This window comes from Kouleothrix sp. 19917, from assembly GCF_057073505.1.
Genome location: NZ_CP097099.1, coordinates 8,587,715 through 8,602,510 on the forward strand (window position 1 = coordinate 8,587,715; position 14,796 = coordinate 8,602,510).

Below are 14,796 nucleotides of genomic sequence, written 5' to 3' on the forward strand. Positions count from 1 at the left end.
CAATGCAGCAGATCGTCCATGTTGTTGGTGCCCGCCCGAACTTTATGAAAGCCGCGCCGGTGCTCGCCGCCCTCCAGCGCAAACCGAACGTCCGCCAGCTGCTGGTTCATACCGGCCAGCACTACGATGCAAGCATGTCGGATGTATTTTTTCAGCAGCTTGGCATGCCACACCCCGATGTCAATCTTGAAGTTGGCTCGGGTTCGCACGCCGTGCAAACCGCCCATGTCATGATGCGTTTTGAAGAGTTTGTGCAGACCCAGCGGCCCGACCTGGTGCTGGTGTATGGCGACATCAACTCAACCGTGGCCGCCGCGCTGGTGTGCGCCAAGCTCCATATTCCGGTGGGCCATGTCGAGGCTGGGCTGCGCTCGTTTGATCGCACCATGCCAGAAGAGATCAACCGCCTGATGACCGACCAGATCGCCAATGTGCTGTTTACACCCTCGGAAGACGGCGATGTCAACCTGCTGCGCGAAGGCGTTGCGCGCGAGAAGATCCACATGGTTGGCAATGTGATGATCGATACGCTGGTGCGCCTGCTGCCGCAAGCCGAGGCTGGCTGGCCAGCCTTGCAGCAGCGCCTGCAGCTCGAAGCGCAGGCCGGCGCGGTGCAGCCGTATATGCTTGTGACACTGCACCGCCCCTCGAATGTCGATCACCCCGAAATGCTGGGCGCAATTGCCCGCACGCTGGATGATCTGGCGGCGCAGATCCCGGTGATTTTCCCGGTGCATCCCCGCACGCGCCAGCGCCTGCACAGCCTGGGCATCGAATTGCGCAACCCCCAGCTGCGGCTGGTCGATCCGGTCGGCTACCTCGATTTCCTGGCGTTGCAGCGCTACGCCACGCTGGTCGTAACCGATTCGGGCGGCATTCAGGAAGAAACAACCTTTCTGGGGATTCCATGCCTGACGGTGCGCGAAAACACCGAGCGCCCGATCACGGTTGCAATTGGCACAAACAAGCTGGTGGGCCAGGATATGAACCTGCTGCGCGAGGAAGCCACCCGTATTCTCGAAAGTGGTGTGGCTGAAGGCGCCATCCCGCCGCTGTGGGATGGCCACGCCAGCGAGCGTATTGCCGACCTGGTTGTGCAACTATGACACGTTCTGCCCTGCACGCATTCCAGGCAGTGCGCCAGCTTGGCCCGCGCTGGCTGGCGTACCGCATTGGTTATGCTGCGCAGCTGCGTACAGGCGCGCTGCGCCGCCGCACACCAACCGTTGCGTGGGACGATATTCCCCTAGCCGAGCTACTAAGCCGGCCCGAGCTTGCGCAGCCGCAAGCATATGTGGAATATCGGCGTACGCACGCCCCAGGCTTCTTTTTTGATGCCGCACAGCGCGCCGAGTTTGGGCCGCTATTTGCCCAGTGGGACGATCAAACAACAACGCCGCAGCAGATCGGTGCCGAGCTGGCAGCGGGCAGATTGCGCTACTTCGAACACGAATCGGCCGAAGTTGGATGCCCACCAGATTGGCACACAAACCCTTTTACCGGCCAGCGCATCGCTGCCGAGCAACACTGGAGCCAGATCAGCGACTTTAGCAGCGGCGATATCAAAGTGATTTGGGAGCCGAGCCGCTTTGGTTTTACCTACGCACTGGTGCGGGCCTATTGGCGCACCGGCGACGAACAGTACGCCGAACTGTTCTGGCAATTGCTTGAAGATTGGCGCGCGCATAACCCGCCACAGATTGGGCCAAACTGGAAATGTGGCCAGGAAACAAGCTTGCGTGTTATGGCCTGGTGTTTCGGCCTGTATGGCTTTCTCCATGCCGCAGCAAGCAGCGCAACGCGCGTTGCAACCCTGGCGCAGATGGTTGCCGTATCGGGCCAGCGCATTGCGGCGAACCTAAGCTATGCCCTGAGCCAGCGCAATAATCACGGTATCAGTGAAGGGCTTGGCTTGTGGACCATTGGCGCGCTGTTTCCCGAGCTGCGCGGCGCTGCCGAATGGCGCACAAAAGGCCGCGACGTGCTCGAAGCGCTTGGGCGCGAGCTGATCTATGACGATGGCGCGTTTATTCAACACTCGCTGAACTACCACCGGCTCATGCTGCACGACTATATCTGGGCGGTTGGCCTGGGCGATTGCCTGCACGATTCATTGAGCGACGAGCTGCGGGCGCGGCTTGGCCGGTCCGCCGAATTGCTCTACCAGCTTCAGGATGAATCAAGCGGACTGGTGCCAAACTATGGGCACAACGATGGCGCGCTGGTTCTGCCGCTCGATAATTGTGATTACAGCGATTTTCGGCCGGTTATCCAGGCGGCGCGCTACCTGGCAAGCGGCAAGCGAACCTATGGGCCAGGCGCGTGGGACGAGGGCCTGCTGTGGATGTTTGGCGCAAAGGCATTACAAGCCCCGCTCGATGCGCCGGCACGCACCGATCTCCAGGCTACAAGTGGCGGCTATTACACCCTGCGCGCTGCGCACAGCTTTGCCTTTGTGCGCGCTGCAACACTGCGCGATCGGCCCGGGCAGGCCGATATGCTGCACACCAATATCTTTTGGTGCGGCCAGCAAGTGACGCTCGATCCCGGCACCTACAGCTACAACGCGCCCGCGCCCTGGAACAATGAGCTGGCACACACGCGCTACCACAACACCGTCACTGTCGATGATCGCGATCAGATGGATCAGATCGGCAAATTTCTTTGGTCGCCCTGGCTAACATCGACAGTGTACCCACAGCGCCAATTACCGGGTGGCACAGTAACGGTGTGGGAAGGCGAGCACGATGGCTACCGGCGTTTGAATGCTGCGGCACGGCATCGCCGCTGTATTCTGAACCTCGGCGGCGACCGCTGGCTTGTGCTCGATGCGCTCGCCAGCAGCGAAGCGCATCGGTACAGGCTGCACTGGCTTTTTGCCGATCTTCCACACGTTTGGGATGCGTCTGCTGGCCGGCTTGAGCTGAACACGGGCGCTGCTGCCTGCCACATCCAGTTCGGCGCAAGCGCCGCAGCCCAACCAACACTGGTTCGCGCCGACGAACACAGCCCGCGTGGCTGGTGGTCGCCCTACTATTACACGCGCAAGCCGGCGCTCTCGTTCGATAGCAGTGCGGAAGCTCGCGCAATGGTATTTTGGACGATCTTTAGCCCAATGCAAGAGGAGGTTCACGCCCAGGGAACGACACTTCATATTCGAGATCAAAAACAGCACGCCCAGGTTACGTGGTCGAATGATTTGAGCAAACCATTAATGAATGTTGCTTTTGTTGAACACTTCGTACAATGAAAATGAGAACGACAATGCGAACACTTTTAATTCATCAGGCTTTTGTTTCGCCAAATGAGCCAGGCGGCACGCGCCATTACGAGCTGGCCCGGCATTGTGTTAATCAGGGCCACGCATTCACGATCGTTGCAAGCGACCAAAGTTACTTAACAGGCCAGCGCACCGCTACCGGGCGCAAAAAACTGGTTGCTGAAGAGAATATTGCTGGTGTGCGCGTGTTGCGCGCCTATACCTACCCCTCGCTTCATCGTAGCTTTATCTGGCGGGTGGTAGCATTTCTGAGCTTCATGCTCACTTCGGTAGTGGCTGGCCTGCGCGCCGGCCCGGTTGATCTTGTTATTGGCACAACACCACCTATTTTTCAAGCTTTGTCGGCCTGGATTGTCGCAGTTTTGCGCCGCCGCCCGTTCTTGCTCGAAATACGCGACCTCTGGCCTGAATTCGCAATTGGCATGGGTGTGCTCACCAACCCGCTGCTCATCTTCGGGGCGCGGCTGCTCGAAAATTTCCTCTATGCTCGGGCCAATCACCTGCTTGTGAATTCGCCAGCGTATCGCGATTACTTAATCAGCAAGGGCATTCGCGCAAGCAAGATCACATTGATCGCAAATGGCGTCGATCCATCCATGTTTGACCCTGACGATCAGGGCGCACAGGTGCGCAGCAGCTTGCAGCTTGATGGCAAATTTATTGTTACCTACGCTGGCGCGCTTGGCCTGGCGAACGATATACCAACTATCTTGAAGGCAGCCGAGCTATTGAAGAATAAAGCCAATATCCACTTTCTGTTGGTTGGCGATGGAAAAGAACGCTCTAACCTTGAAGCGAGCGTACAGGCCCGCAATCTTGGCAATGTGACATTTGCCGGCTCGCGGCCCAAATCCGAGATGGCCGGTATTCTCGCTGCTTCTGATGCCTGCCTTGCCACGCTTCAAGATATTCCTATGTTTCGCACAACCTACCCAAACAAAGTGTTTGATTACATGGCGGCGGCACGCCCGACTATTCTTGGCATTGATGGCGTGATTCGTGATGTAATCGAAGCGGCGAAGGGCGGTGTTTTTGTTCAGCCCGGCAATGCTCGGGCCTTAGCCGATGCTGTGGCGCAGCTTGCCGAACAGCCGGACACCGCACAAGAGATGGGGCGTTCAGCGCGTAGCTACGTGGTTGAACACTTCGATCGTGCCGAGCAATCACAGGCATTTACCAATCTAATTCGCCGCATTGCTACGCCCTCATAATCGGTTCTGTAGAATGACGCAGCGAGTTATTATTATTGGTGCCGGCGGGCATGCGCAGGTTGTGGCCGATATCCTCCTGCGCATGCGCGATAGCGGCGAGTCAGTCGAGCCTCAAGGGTTTCTTGACGATAATCCTGAGCTTCAGCATCACGAATTACTTGGCCTGCCGGTGCTTGGCACAATTTCCGACCTCGCCCTGGTGCCCCACGAATCAATTCTTGTTGCAATTGGCGCAAATGGGGCGCGGCGCACACTCTACGAGCGCTTTCGCCAGCAGGGCGAACGCTTTGCCATTGCGCGCCACCCCAGCGCTATCATCGCACCCAGCGCCCAGATCGGCCCAGGCACCACACTCTGCGCCGGCGCGATCGTAAACCCTGGCGCTCTAGTTGGTGCCAATGTCATCCTGAATACTGCCAGCAGCATCGATCACCATAATCGCATAGGCGATCACGCCCATATCGCGCCAGGATCACATCTTGGTGGCGATGTAGAAGTTGGTGAAGGCGCGTTTATTGGAATTGGCGCAACCGTTATGCCCCAGCGCCGCATTGGCGCGTGGGCTATCGCTGGCGCGGGCGCCGTTGTCCACGCCGATCTCCCAGACCATGCCGTGGCGGTTGGCGTGCCAGCTCGGATCATCCGCTACCAGCAGAAATGAGAATATCTATGAATATCGCCATGTCTTCCCCCGACCTCACCGACGCCGAGATCGCCGCCGTGAATGCGGTGATGCACTCGCCCGCGCTAAGCATCGGCCCGCAGATCACCGCCTTCGAGCGCGCGCTGGCCGCCTACACCGGCACCGCGCACGGCGTGGGCGTCAACTCGGGCACCAGCGGCCTGCACCTGTGCATGATCGCGGCCGGCGTGGCCGACGGCGACCCAGTGATCACCTCGCCGTTCTCGTTCATCGCCTCGGCCAACAGCATCCTGTACGAGCGCGGCCTGCCGCTGTTTGTCGATGTCGACCCTGCCACCGGCAACATCGACCCTGCGCTGGTGGCCGAGGCCGCCGCTGCGCTTGCGCGCGGCGGCGCTGCGGCTGCGCGCTGGCTGCCGCCGGCCCTGCGCGAGGCTGCGGGCGCGCTGCGGCCGGCTAAGGCCATCCTGCCGGTGCACGCCTTTGGCCAGCCCGCCGACATGGACCCGATCATCGCGACTGCGCGCCAGCACGGCCTGGCGATCATCGAAGATGCCTGCGAGGCGATCGGCGCCGACTACCGGGGCCGCCGCGCCGGCACGCTTGGCGACGCTGCGGTGTTCGCCTTCTACCCCAACAAGCAGATGACGACCGGCGAAGGCGGCATGATCGTCACCGCCAGCGAGGAATGGGCGAACCTGTTCCGCTCGCTGCGCAACCAGGGCCGCGATGTCTTCGACGCATGGCTGAACCACACGCGCCTGGGCTACAACTACCGCCTCGACGAGCTGAGCGCGGCGCTCGGCCTGGTGCAGATTGGCCGCATCGACGAGCTGCTGGCCAGGCGCGCGCAGGTGGCCGAATGGTACAACCAGCGCCTGGCCGATCTTGAGCTGGTCGAGCGCCCCTGGGTCGCGCCCAGCACCACCCGCATGAGCTGGTTTGTGTACGTGGTGCGCATCCGCCGCCCCGCCGAGCGCGACACGGTGCTGCGGCAGCTGGCCGAGCAGGGTATCCCCAGCCGACCCTACTTCACGCCCATTCACCTGCAGCCCTTCTATATGAACAGCTTCGGCTACCGGCGCGGCGATTTTCCCGTCACCGAGGAATTGGGCGATGTGTCGCTGGCGCTGCCCTTCTCGGGGGTGATGACGGAGGATGAAGTGGAGTATGTGGTGGGTTGCCTGCGGCGCGTATTGGCTTCGTAGGTGATGGGTTGGGGCTTGGGCAGCCCCATTCCCCGCCTTTGGGTTGTCTGGGCAGACCTGTGTGTTCGCCCACCACCCTGCGCGGCCCCGTACCCCGCGTTTGGGTTGTCTGGGCGGACCTGTGTGTCCGCCCACCACCCTGCGCGGCCCCGTACCCCTCGCACGCTATGCTGGCGGGGCCTGCGCGGCCCCGTACCCCGCGGTTAGGGGCGGCCGCCCGCCCCTAACAACCCCACCGCCGGGGCGTTGCCCCGGACCCCTAAAAGAATGCCGTCTCAAATGAAAAGCGAGCGGGTCATGCCTCCGTTGTGCCAAGCGCCGGCAACGGGCGAGAAGGGCAGGATGCGGCTAAAGAAGCAAGCATTTCGCATAATAAAGACACAAAACATTCGCCGCGAGGCATGCGAAACAAGCGTGGAGGATGATACCGGGATAATTTGCCGGAGGGGGGCGCAGAACGCTCGCACCCTTCGATACACGCTTCGCGTTACTCAGGATGCTCACGTGTTTCAGGTTGCGCAAACCTGCACATCTTTCGCCGCGAGGCATGCGAAACAAGCGTGGAGGATGATAGCGGGATAATTTGCCGGAGGGGTCGCAGAACGCTCGCACCCTTCGATACACGCTTCGCGTTACTCAGGATGCTCACGTGTTTCAGGTTGCGCAAACCTGCACATCATTCGCCGCGAGGCATGCGAAACAAGCGTAGAGGATGATACCGGGATAATTTGCCGGAGGGGGTCCGGGGGAACCGGCAAAGGGTTCCACCGGTCGGGGGCACGGGGGCGAAGCGCCCCGCAAAAAGAATCACACCAGCCTGTGGAGGCGGCCAATCCGTGGAGCGGGGGCGAAGCGCCCCGCAAAAAGAATCACACCAGCGCGGAGCGGAAACAAAGCGCCCCGCAAAAAGCAGAAAATAGAGAATATGCCTCCGTTGTGCCAAGCGCCGGCAACGGGCGAGAAGGGCAGGATGCGGCTAAAGAAGCAAGCATTTCGCATAATAAAGACACAAAACATTCGCCGCGAGGCATGCGAAACAAGCGTGGAGGATGATACCGGGATAATTTGCCAGAAAGGGTCGCAGAACGCTCGCACCCTTCGATACACGCTTCGCGTTACTCAGGATGCTCACGTGTTTCAGGTTGCGCAAACCTGCACATCATTCGCCGCGAGGCATGCGAAACAAGCGTGGAGGATGATAGCGGGATAATTTGCCAGAAAGGGTCGCAGAACGCTCGCACCCTTCGATACACGCTTCGCGTTACTCAGGATGCTCACGTGTTTCAGGTTGCGCAAACCTGCACATCATTCGCCGCGAGGCATGCGAAACAAGCGTAGAGGATGATACCGGGATAATTTGCCAGAAGAGGATCGCAGAACGCTCGCACCCTTCGATACACGCTTCGCGTTACTCAGGATGCTCACGTGTTTCAGGTTGCGCAAACCTGCACATCATTCGCCGCGAGGCATGCGAAACAAGCGTAGAGGATGATACCGGGATAATTTGCCGGAGGGGGGCGTAGATCGCTCGCACCCTTCGATACACGCTTCGCGTTACTCAGGACGCTCACGTGTTTCAGGTTGCGCAAACCTGCACATCATTCGCCGCGAGGCATGCGAAACAAGCGTAGAGGATGATAGCGGGATAATTTGCCAGAAGAGGATCGCAGAACGCTCGCACCCTTCGATACACGCTTCGCGTTACTCAGGACGCTCACGTGTTTCAGGTTGCGCAAACCTGCACATCACTCGCCGCGAGGCATGCGAAACAAGCGTAGAGGATGATACCGGGATAATTTGCCAGAGGGGGCGCAGAACGCTCGCACCCTTCGATACACGCTTCGCGTTACTCAGGATGCTCACGTGTTTCAGGTTGCGCAAACCTGCACATCATTCGCCGCGAGGCATGCGAAACAAGCGTAGAGGATGATACCGGGATAATTTGCCGGAGGGGGTCCGGGGGAACCGGCAAGGGTTCCACCGGTCGGGGGCACGGGGGCGAAGCGCCCCGCAAAAAGAATCACACCAGCGCGGAGCGGAAACAAAGCGCCCCGCAAAAAGAATCACACCAGCCTGTGGAGGCGGCCAATCCGGGGCACGGAAACAAAGCGCCCCGCAAAAAGAATCACACCAGCGCGGAGCGGAAACAAAGCGCCCCGCAAAAAGAATCACACCAGCGTGGAGCGGAAACAAAGCGCCCACCCACACCAGAAGACACAACAAGGGCGCAGCATGCTGCGCCCCAATGACAATCCATCTCAATCCTCCACGACCCTGTCCCTGGCCGGGCCTCGGCCAGAGCGCCCAGCCTCTACTCGCCCTTCGGCGACGCAAGCGGGCGGCGCGGCGTGCGTTTCCGATCCGAGCGCTTCTTCAAACCCATCGACTGAATCGCATTCGAGTCGTTGCCATACTGCGCCGAAACCTGCGCCTTCGCGCCCATAATCGCATTATGGAACGCCCAGCCCGCATCCACCACATCGTCGCGCACCGTGTTCAGCCGTTTCTGCGTGCGCACCTCTTCTTCCTCAGTCTGGCGCAGCCGCTGCTCGAACGCGCGCAAAGCCTCGGCGCGGTGGTTCGGGTTCACGGGCTGGTAGTCCTCCAGCTCCTCCAGCGCCAGAAGCGCCTCGCGATCCGCCTCCAGGGTTGAAGCCGGCAGCCGGTACTTTGGGTTTGTGCTCATAGACTAACGCTCCTATCCATAAGGGGTGAAAACGGTCGCCTACTCACTGTAGACGTGGGCATACTATACCTAATAGCATTCTCCTCTGGCTATCACACAATGATCCCACCTGCATATAGGACAGCACGCCTATATGGAAATGAGAGTAAAGAACTATGCCCGACCCAACGGGCCACCTGCCCCTGCATGCATCATTTTGCGCATGTCGCACTCCGATGCGCCAGAAGCCGCATTGCGCAGGCGCTCGTTAGGCGCATATCCCCGCCGGCGCACGCCTCGCTCCCCCTGCTGTATAAGCGCGCTGTCACATTGATGCCCGGTAGTAAATGAACGCCGACTAATATCTACCGAAGGGCTACCCAATGCGGAATGATAGATTAAACCCATCACCGAATGCCCAGTTGTTACGAGCTGCCTTCGCAGAAATGTTCCGAAAAGAAATTGCTTTGAGGAGTCTGGCCATGCACCATCACGCCACCAAACGCCTGCTCGACCTGTGTATCACCATTCCGGCCCTGATCGTTCTTGCTCCGGTGCTGCTTGCCGTGGCCCTGCTGGTGCGCCTGCGCATTGGTGCGCCCATCCTGTTTCGCCAGCAGCGCCCCGGCCTGAACGGCCAGCCATTTATGCTGCTGAAGTTCCGCACCATGACCGATGCGCGCAATGCCGATGGCAACCTGCTGCCCGACGCCGAGCGCCTGACGGCGCTGGGGCGCTTTCTGCGCAGCACCAGCCTCGACGAGCTGCCCGAGCTGCTGAATGTCGTTCGCGGCGAAATGAGCCTGATCGGCCCGCGCCCACTGCTGATGCAGTACCTTGAGCGCTACACCCCCGAGCAGATGCGCCGCCACGCCGTGCTGCCCGGCCTGACCGGCTGGGCGCAGATCAACGGCCGCAATACGCTGGGATGGGATCAGAAGTTCCTGCTCGATCTGTGGTACGTCGATCATCAGTCGCTCTGGGTCGATCTCAAAATCATTCTGCTGACCGTGTTCAAAGTGCTGGCGCGCGAAGGGATCAGCCAGTCGGGCCATGCGACGGCGGAAGAGTTTCGCGGCAGCGCAATGTAGCGCTCAGGCCATAGGAGTGTGTGCTGGGCACAGCGAAACGCGCTGCCAGATAAGCTATACCCAAACACTCCATCATGCTCCCACGCCTCGATAGGATCGCGCGCCCATAAAAATGTGCTTTCGTCTTCGCAAAAGTCTTCAATGTCTTACAGCGGTTTGCAGAACAGTTGGCCACTCAGCCAGCAGCGAGACCCCGCTGTATTGCAGAAAATGCAGCTGCCTTCTGCATCCTGCCAACAGCAGCCTGCTACAGGTAGCCCCGGCCACGAGCTGCAGCACAGCATAGCGAACGAGCATCAGTAGCGCGATTAGCAGCCCGGCCGGGCCATGCTTCGCACAAAGGGTTTAGAACTATGAGCCACCTTCCACGAAAAATGGTTGCGCCTTCAGCAATCTCGCTGATTGTTGCGCCTTCGGCAATCTCGCTGATTCTTCTTGATGCGCTCGGCATATCTGCTGGCTTCTGGGCGGCGCTGCTGTTTCGCTTCGACGGCCAGATCCCCTTTGAAGATATGCTTGCGCTGGGTCTTATGGTGCCTTTCATCATCGTCACCTTTATATTTTCAAATCTCGTATTCGGCTTATACCGCTATGTTTGGCGCTACACCAGTGCCAGCGAGGTGGTGGCGATTGGCGGGGCAGGCGCGGCAAACACGCTGCTGCTGATCATGCTCAGCCTGCTGCTGGGCGTCAGCCGCCCGCTGCCGTTGAGCGTCGTCGGCCTGGGCGGGATTTTTGCCACCGCCGGTTTTGTAGTGGTGCGCTACCGCGAGCGTTTGCTGCGCGGCATGCTGGCCCGCGTCCAGCGCGCCATGGCCCACCCCAGCCGCCGCCGCGTGCTGATCGTTGGCGCGGGCGAGGCCGGCAACATCGTCGCCCGCCAGCTGCGTGCCTCCAACGAGGCCTACGAGATCGCCGGCTTTGTCGACGACGACCCGAGCAAGCTGTTTTTGCGCCTGCACAGCGCAACCGTGCTTGGCAAGCGCCACGACATCCCGGCGCTGGTGGCCGAGCATGGCGTCAGCCTGATCGTCATCGCCATTCACTCGATCACTGGCCCATCGCTCACCGAGCTGCTGGCGCTCTGCCTCGACACGCCCGCGCAGGTGAAGATGCTGCCGCGCTTTCTTGGCTCGCCCGAAGAAGTCGAGCGCGCCCTGCCGCTGCGCGATATCAGCCCGGAAGACCTGCTGGGCCGCGAGATGTGCGCGGTGGATGCCGAAGCCTGCCGCGACATTATTGCCGGCAAAGTCGTGCTTGTCACTGGCGCGGCCGGCTCGATCGGCTCCGAGCTGTGCCGCCAGCTGCTGGCGCTCGGCCCGCGCGAGCTGCTGATGCTCGACAACAACGAAACCGGCGTCCACGATCTGTTCATCGCCCTGCCCGACGAGCAGCGCGCGCGTGCCCGCCAGGTGGTGGCGGATGTTACCAGCGCGGCGCGCATGGAGCAGGTCTTTCGCCACTTTGCGCCGCAGGTCGTCTTCCACGTGGCCGCCTACAAGCACGTGCCCATGATGGAATACTACCCCGACGAAGCGGTGCGCGTGAATGTCAGCGGCACCGCCAACCTGGCCGCGCTGGCGCAGCGCTTCCGTGCCGAGCGCTTTGTGTTCATCTCAACCGACAAAGCCGTCAATCCTTCGTCGATCATGGGTGCCACCAAGCGTGTCGGCGAGCTGCTGATGATGGCCAGCGCCGCGCAGCACGAAGGCGGCGCGCACCGCACACTGTTCACGGGCGTGCGCTTTGGCAATGTGCTGGGCAGCCGTGGCAGCGTGGTACCAACCTTTGTGCGCCAGATCGACACTGGCGGCCCGGTGACGATCACCGAGCCGGCGATGACGCGCTTCTTCATCAGCATTGCCGAAGCAGTAAGCCTGGTGATCGAAGCGGCGACTATGACGCGCGGCGGCGATATTTTTATGCTCGACATGGGCCAGCCGGTGCGGATCGAAGAGCTGGCGCACAAGCTGATTCGCCTGCGTGGGCTGCGCCCCGGCAGCGATATCCCAATTCGCTACACGGGCATGCGCCCTGGCGAGAAGATGCACGAAGAGCTGACGGCGGACGACGAGCTGCGCGACCCAACCAACCATCCCAAGCTGTTCCGCATCCAAAGTCACTACGCGCCGGGCCTGGCAGGCGTGCCCGCCCAGGCAGCCTACCTGATCGAGCTGGCCCTGAAGCAGCGCACCGACGAGATGGTGGCTATGCTGTGGCAGCTGGTGCGCGGCGAGGCCGCCCCGGTGCTCGAAATGAAGGCAGTCGGCGCGGCGGATGCGGTGGCACGGCGCCAGGGCGCGTGAACGCGCAGGGGCTTGTGGGCCAGCGGTTTGGGGGTGAGGGAATGCGGCGCGCCTCAGCGCAATCGTAAATCCAAAATCGTACATCGAAATGCCCTAGAAACAATCTTGCGGGCTCAAATATGTTCGTAGCGCTGCCCAGAAACATTGTAGCGCCCGCAAGACACACACACAGCGGCATGGCGGGCGCTCGGGCCGGGCACGCACACCCAGTCGGGCCGCTCGCCCGGCACCCGGGCGGGCGGCCCAGGCGCAAAAGCGCGCCAGCCGGGGGGTGGCGCGGCCAAAGCGGGCGGCCCAGCCGAAGAACACGGCACATGGCCGCCCCAGAAACATTCTAGCGCCGTCTAGAAACATCTTAGCGTACTCTAGAAACATCTTAGCGCCGTCTAGAAACATTGTAGCGTCGGGTCTGGGGGATGGGGGATGGGGTTTGGTGCTTACGCTGGAAGGAACGTTCGTTTCTACAACGGGCAAGCTTCCAGGAAGCTCATCTGAGTATCAGGCTGAAGTAACACTGGCTTGAGCTTCCTGGAAGCCGAGCGCAAGGAAAAGTATTTTCCAGCGTACTTATTAATCTGGAAACTAAGCTCTTTTATACAAGGGCAAGCTTCCAGGAAGCTAATGTGAGTATCAGGCTGAAGTAACACTGGCTTGAGCTTCCTGGAAGCTCAGTGCTGGGAAGTGTTCATCCGCATTTGCTATTAACACTGCAGAAATTCTTCCCTGATTTCAAGATCGCTTTTCTAATACCGCTGACCCCTAACCCCTGCGCTGAAAGCGCACTAGCGCAAACGATCAGGTAGCGCGGCACGGCACACTCCACGGAGGAACAAACTGGTGAAACGAACACTCGACATCACCCTGACCCTGGTGGCGCTGCCGGTGGCGCTGCTAGCCGTGGCCGCTGCCACTGCCGTGCTGGCGCTGCAAGGGCGCGGCCCACGGCTGGCGCGGGCGCAGCGGCTTGGGCGCGGCGGCCGTGTGTTTACATTGTACTACCTCCGCCTGCCATTCGCGAGTATCAGCATCTATGCAGCGCTGCTGGCGAACCTGCCGCAGCTGCTGAACGTCCTGATTGGAGATATGAGCATCGTTGGCCCGCGCCCGCTCGCGCCCGAGCGCCTGCATCGCGGCGTGCCGGCCCTGCGGCACCTGCTGGCGATGCGCCCTGGCCTGTGCAGCCCCGCGCTGCTGGCCCTGCTCGTTGCGCGTGGCGGCTCGGCCGCCCTGCAAGCCGGGCACAGCTCGATGGCGCAGATCGCGCCGGTGCAATTGCACCTCGATCTGCACTACGTCCGCACCTGGTCGCTCACTGCCGACCTGCGCGTGCTGTGGCACGCCCTGGGGCTGCTTGCACAGCCTGGGCGCTATGCGCTGCTCGCCGGGCCGGAGACTGTGCTGGCCAGATTGTATATCAACTCCCAGCAGCAGGCCTGCCCGGCAGGCGAAGGAGGGCACCCGATAGTGTAATCACCGAAAAGAACTGGAAAACTGTAGCGTATCATCAGAACAGAAATGGAAACATCGATTCAAGGAGGGACTCTCAATGCAGCTTCATCTAAGCACAAAACTCAAGCGGCTGCTGGTGCTCTTCTCGGCGGCTTTCGCGCTGGCCCTTGTGGTAGCGCCGGCCGCATGGGCAAGCGCGCCAGGGAATGCAGTGGCACCGGTGAGCTGGCTAGCCCCGCTGTTTGACAAGAAAGAAACCTGCAAGAAAAGCACAGTGCCGTGCAAAGAAGCGGATCTTTCGATCAAAAAAACGGTTAGCAGCGTGAAGCACTCCGACGACTACATCTTTACCATCACGGTAAAGAACAACTCGAAGATCGCGGCTGAGAAAGTGCTCGTTGTCGATCAACTCTCGAAGCGTTTCGAGCTGGAGTACGTGCGGGGGCCTGGTTGCAAGTATGGCCAGATCGTCACATGCAAAATTGGCACGCTGGGTGCCGGCAAGTCGGTGACGATCACGATCCGGGTGGATGTTGAGCCCGATAATTTCAAGGGCAAGATCAGCAATACCGCCTCGGTGAGTTCGCTGACCAAAGACCCGAACACGAAGAATAACTCTTCGACGGTGACGGTGACATACAAGCGCGATAAGTAGCTTTTACGCAGCTTGTGGCTGGTGGGCTGCCCGTGTTGGGTAGCCCATTGGTCGTTGGGGGGCTTTGTGGCCTGCGCGGCCCCGTTCCCTGCGAAAGAGACTTTTGCGAGGGCTACGCGCCCTCGCGCTCTGCGGCAAGAGGCCGCCGCCGACCTCCTGCACCTCGCCGCTGGGGCAACTGCCCCAGACCCCTTAAAGAGCTTGCTCGGCGTGCGAGATGCTCGTTGTCATGGCTCCGTTGTGGATGTGGGCAAGGCATCGGATGAGAAACACTCATGCGTTCAGAGG

Annotated in this window: 10 protein-coding genes; 9 read left to right on the forward strand and 1 reads right to left on the reverse strand. The window is 60.6% G+C overall.

All coding sequences use genetic code 11. The features are described 5' to 3' along the window. Nucleotides 1-2 precede the first annotated feature (2 nt). From wecB to M1P90_RS34615, 5 genes are read left to right on the forward strand one after another with little or no spacing between them, the layout of a single operon-like run. Nucleotides 3-1,106, forward strand: coding sequence for a non-hydrolyzing UDP-N-acetylglucosamine 2-epimerase (gene wecB, locus M1P90_RS34595; protein WP_483700474.1), 1,104 nt, complete (start codon nt 3-5; stop codon nt 1,104-1,106). Continuing rightward, nucleotides 1,103-3,250 carry a heparinase II/III family protein gene (locus M1P90_RS34600; RefSeq protein WP_483700475.1) on the forward strand — a complete coding sequence of 716 codons (2,148 nt, stop codon included), beginning with the start codon at nt 1,103-1,105 and terminating at the stop codon, nt 3,248-3,250. Before wecB ends, M1P90_RS34600 begins: the two co-directional genes overlap by 4 nt. Nucleotides 3,251-3,264: 14 nt before the next feature. Beyond that, on the forward strand, nt 3,265-4,491 hold the full coding sequence (locus M1P90_RS34605) for a glycosyltransferase family 4 protein (RefSeq protein WP_483700477.1): 1,227 nt from the start codon (nt 3,265-3,267) through the stop codon (nt 4,489-4,491). 13 nt (nt 4,492-4,504) lie between these two features. Further along, nucleotides 4,505-5,152: an acetyltransferase gene (locus tag M1P90_RS34610; RefSeq protein ID WP_483700479.1), complete on the forward strand. Its 648-nt coding sequence runs from the start codon at nt 4,505-4,507 to the stop codon at nt 5,150-5,152. Nucleotides 5,153-5,160: 8 nt separating this feature from the next. Next, nucleotides 5,161-6,342 carry a DegT/DnrJ/EryC1/StrS family aminotransferase gene (locus tag M1P90_RS34615; RefSeq protein ID WP_483700481.1) on the forward strand — a complete coding sequence of 394 codons (1,182 nt, stop codon included), beginning with the start codon at nt 5,161-5,163 and terminating at the stop codon, nt 6,340-6,342. A 2,311-nt stretch (nt 6,343-8,653) separates the two neighbouring features. Here M1P90_RS34615 and M1P90_RS34620 read toward each other — a convergent pair. Then, nucleotides 8,654-9,028 carry a hypothetical protein gene (locus tag M1P90_RS34620; protein WP_483700483.1) on the reverse strand — a complete coding sequence of 125 codons (375 nt, stop codon included), beginning with the start codon at nt 9,026-9,028 and terminating at the stop codon, nt 8,654-8,656. Nucleotides 9,029-9,489: 461 nt separating this feature from the next. Between M1P90_RS34620 and M1P90_RS34625 the strand changes: the two genes are divergently transcribed. The 4 genes from M1P90_RS34625 to M1P90_RS34640 all read left to right on the forward strand — a co-directional run bounded on the left by M1P90_RS34625 (nt 9,490) and on the right by M1P90_RS34640 (nt 14,508). Beyond that, nucleotides 9,490-10,098 carry a sugar transferase gene (locus M1P90_RS34625; protein WP_483700485.1) on the forward strand — a complete coding sequence of 203 codons (609 nt, stop codon included), beginning with the start codon at nt 9,490-9,492 and terminating at the stop codon, nt 10,096-10,098. A 353-nt stretch (nt 10,099-10,451) separates the two neighbouring features. Further along, nucleotides 10,452-12,404, forward strand: a complete 1,953-nt coding sequence (locus tag M1P90_RS34630; RefSeq protein WP_483700487.1) for a polysaccharide biosynthesis protein — start codon at nt 10,452-10,454, stop codon at nt 12,402-12,404. A gap of 837 nt (nt 12,405-13,241) precedes the next feature. Further along, a complete protein-coding gene (locus tag M1P90_RS34635; protein WP_483700489.1) occupies nt 13,242-13,874 on the forward strand; it encodes a sugar transferase in 633 nt (210 codons plus the stop codon). Between the two features lie 76 nt (nt 13,875-13,950). Then, a complete protein-coding gene (locus M1P90_RS34640) occupies nt 13,951-14,508 on the forward strand; it encodes a DUF11 domain-containing protein (protein WP_483700491.1) in 558 nt (185 codons plus the stop codon). Nucleotides 14,509-14,796 lie beyond the last annotated feature (288 nt).

Excerpts from the sequence above, each read along its gene's own strand:
- M1P90_RS34640 (WP_483700491.1), top strand. The coding sequence starts at position 13,951 with ATGCAGCTTCATCTAAGCACAAAACTCAAGCGGCTGCTGGTGCTCTTC.
- M1P90_RS34600 (WP_483700475.1), top strand. The coding sequence starts at position 1,103 with ATGACACGTTCTGCCCTGCACGCATTCCAGGCAGTGCGCCAGCTTGGC.
- M1P90_RS34615 (WP_483700481.1), top strand. The coding sequence starts at position 5,161 with ATGAATATCGCCATGTCTTCCCCCGACCTCACCGACGCCGAGATCGCC.
- M1P90_RS34630 (WP_483700487.1), top strand. The coding sequence starts at position 10,452 with ATGAGCCACCTTCCACGAAAAATGGTTGCGCCTTCAGCAATCTCGCTG.
- M1P90_RS34605 (WP_483700477.1), top strand. The coding sequence starts at position 3,265 with ATGCGAACACTTTTAATTCATCAGGCTTTTGTTTCGCCAAATGAGCCA.
- wecB (WP_483700474.1), top strand. The coding sequence starts at position 3 with ATGCAGCAGATCGTCCATGTTGTTGGTGCCCGCCCGAACTTTATGAAA.
- M1P90_RS34620 (WP_483700483.1), bottom strand. The coding sequence starts at position 9,028 with ATGAGCACAAACCCAAAGTACCGGCTGCCGGCTTCAACCCTGGAGGCG.
- M1P90_RS34610 (WP_483700479.1), top strand. The coding sequence starts at position 4,505 with ATGACGCAGCGAGTTATTATTATTGGTGCCGGCGGGCATGCGCAGGTT.
- M1P90_RS34625 (WP_483700485.1), top strand. The coding sequence starts at position 9,490 with ATGCACCATCACGCCACCAAACGCCTGCTCGACCTGTGTATCACCATT.